The organism is Phenylobacterium sp. (assembly GCF_036821595.1).
Taxonomy (GTDB): domain Bacteria; phylum Pseudomonadota; class Alphaproteobacteria; order Caulobacterales; family Caulobacteraceae; genus Phenylobacterium.
This window is the reverse complement of sequence record NZ_DAISJG010000161.1, coordinates 1-2,219: the sequence shown is the minus strand read 5'-3', so window position 1 is coordinate 2,219 and position 2,219 is coordinate 1. Positions and strand designations below refer to the sequence as shown.

3 protein-coding genes and 1 pseudogene are annotated in these 2,219 nt (G+C 70.2%); all 4 read right to left on the bottom strand.

Going from position 1 to position 2,219, the window contains the following annotated elements; all coding sequences use genetic code 11:
• On the bottom strand, positions 1-701 hold a 701-nt coding region (locus V7Z97_RS20175), incomplete at its 3' end, for a ferredoxin--NADP reductase (RefSeq protein ID WP_334165378.1).
• A gap of 29 nt (positions 702-730) precedes the next feature.
• On the bottom strand, positions 731-1,477 hold the full coding sequence (locus V7Z97_RS20170) for a phosphoadenylyl-sulfate reductase (protein ID WP_334165377.1): 747 nt from the start codon (positions 1,475-1,477) through the stop codon (positions 731-733).
• Complete coding sequence (locus tag V7Z97_RS20165) at positions 1,474-1,974, bottom strand: DUF934 domain-containing protein (protein ID WP_334165376.1); 501 nt, start codon at positions 1,972-1,974, stop codon at positions 1,474-1,476. Before V7Z97_RS20165 ends, V7Z97_RS20170 begins: the two co-directional genes overlap by 4 nt.
• A pseudogene (locus tag V7Z97_RS20160) lies at positions 1,958-2,219 on the bottom strand (nitrite/sulfite reductase); the annotation flags it as partial. The gene V7Z97_RS20165 and the pseudogene V7Z97_RS20160, both read right to left, overlap by 17 nt.

Here is a 2,219-nt window from a genome sequence, read left to right as displayed (position 1 = left end):
CCGCCGCAGAGCATGACGCGGTCCTCGGCCGGATCGAACGGCGGATTGCCGATGTCCGCGAAGAACTTGCCGCTCTCGATCAGATCGGTGATCCGGCCCTGGGTCCGGAAGGCCTCGCGCGTCACCGTCGGGTAGTAGGTGAGCTTGCCGCCGATCACCTCGGCGAGGATCTCGTCCTTCGGCAGCTCCTCCTCGAAGAGCTGGCGGTAGTTGAGGTCGGCGACCTCGCGCACCGTGTGGGTGACGATCACCTGCTCGAAGCGCTCGTAGACCTCCGGGTCGCGGGCGAGCGACAGCCAGGGGGCGAGCCCCGTGCCCGTCCCCAGCATGTAGAGCCGCTTGCCGGGCTTCAGGCCGTCGAGCACCAGGGTGCCGGTGGGCTTGCGCCCGATCAGCACCTGGTCGCCCACCTTGATGTTCTGCAGGCGCGAGGTCAGCGGACCGTCCGGCACCTTGATGGAGTAGAACTCCAGCTCCTCGTGCCAGGCCGGCGAGGCGATCGAATAGGCGCGCACCAGCGGCTTGCCGTCGACCATCAGGCCCACCATCACGAACTGGCCGCTGGCGAAGCGCAGGCCCGGGTCGCGGGTGGTCCGGAACGAGAACAGGCTCTCGGTCCAGTGCTGAACCCAGGTCACCGTCTCCACGTAGAAGGCGCCGGAGGCCTTCAGGGGCGGCTGGGCCACGGAAACATCGGTCATCGAACTCTCGGCTCTGTCGTACGGCGCCATCAGATGTCGCCCCCCACATTCGGCGCGGCGCCGGGCGCGCGCGCCACATGTATGCCGCACTCGGTCTTGTCCAACCCTTTCCAGCGGCCGGCGCGCACATCTTCGCCGTCTTCCACGGGCTGGGTGCACGGCCAGCAGCCGATGGAGGGAAAGCCCTGGGCGACGAGCGGGTGGGCCGGCAGGTCGTGCTCGACGACGTAGGCGTCGAGCTCGGTCCTGGTCCAGTTGGCCAGCGGATTGAACTTCAGCTTGCCTTCGGACTCCTCCACCACCCGCAGCCGCAGCCGGTCGCCGCCGTGGAAGCGCTTGCGGCCGGTAACCCAGGCGCCGAACTCGCCCAGCGCGCGGTCCAGCGGCAGGACCTTGCGGATGTGACAGCAGGCGTCGGTGTCGCGCTGCCAGAGCTTGGCGTCGGGATCGCCCGTGGCCAGGTCCTGGTAGTGGGGGCGAAGGTCGCGGACGCCGGTCAGGCCGAGCCGCGTCGCCAGGGTCTTGCGGTAGTCGAGCGTCTGGCCGAACAACATGCCGGTGTCGAGGAAGAGCACGGGGATGTCCGGCTTCACCTGGGCGGCGATGTGCAGCAGCACCGCCGACTCCGCCCCGAAGGACGAGACCAGCGCCAGCCTGTCGCCGTACTCGCGCACGGCGGCGGCGACGATCTCGCGCGGGTGGGCGTCGCGCAGCTCCGCGTCCAGCCGGTCCGCGCGGGAAAGGGCCTGAGGGCGCTGCTCGTACGCGACGCTCATGAGCCGCGCTCCACGAAGGCGGGCGCACGCCCGTCGGCGGCGCGCTGGTAGACATGGCGGAAGCGGCGGGTGGCGGCCTCCCACTCGACGGGTCCGGAGCCGTCGGCGGGTTCGAAGGCGTCGAAGCCGCAACGGAGCATGAAGCCCGCCTGTTCGCGCAGGACGTCGCCCACCGCCCTCACCTCGCCCTTGTAGCCCAGCCGCTCGCGCAGGATGCGGGCGTTGGAGTACTGCCGGCCGTCGCGGAACTTGGGGAAGGCGAGCGCCACGAGCGCCAGCCTCGGCAGGTCGTAGGCCAGCGCCTCCACCGTCTCGTCGCTCTGCAGGCGCACGCCCACCTGGCGGCCCTCGGAAAGCAGCCGATCGCCCTCCGCCTGGAAGCGGGTCAGCGACAGGATCACCTCGCCGGTGGCCAGCTCCTGGTCGTCGTCGACGTGGGTGAAGGCGTCGTTGGCCAGCACCATGCGCCCGTTCTGACTCCTAATGAGCGTCGGCATAGACGGCCTCCTTGAAGGGTGCGACGCCGGCCCGGCGGAAGGTGTCCAGGAAGCGCTCGCCGTCGCGGCGTTCGCGCATGTAGACCTCGACCATCTGCTCGACCGCTTCGGCGACCCTGTCGGCCGGGAGCGCCGGACCGAGGATCTGGCCCAGCGTCGCGTCCTCGGCGCCGGAGCCGCCCAGGGTGACCTGGTAGAACTCCTCGCCCTTCTTATCGACGCCCAGGATGCCGATGTGGCCCACG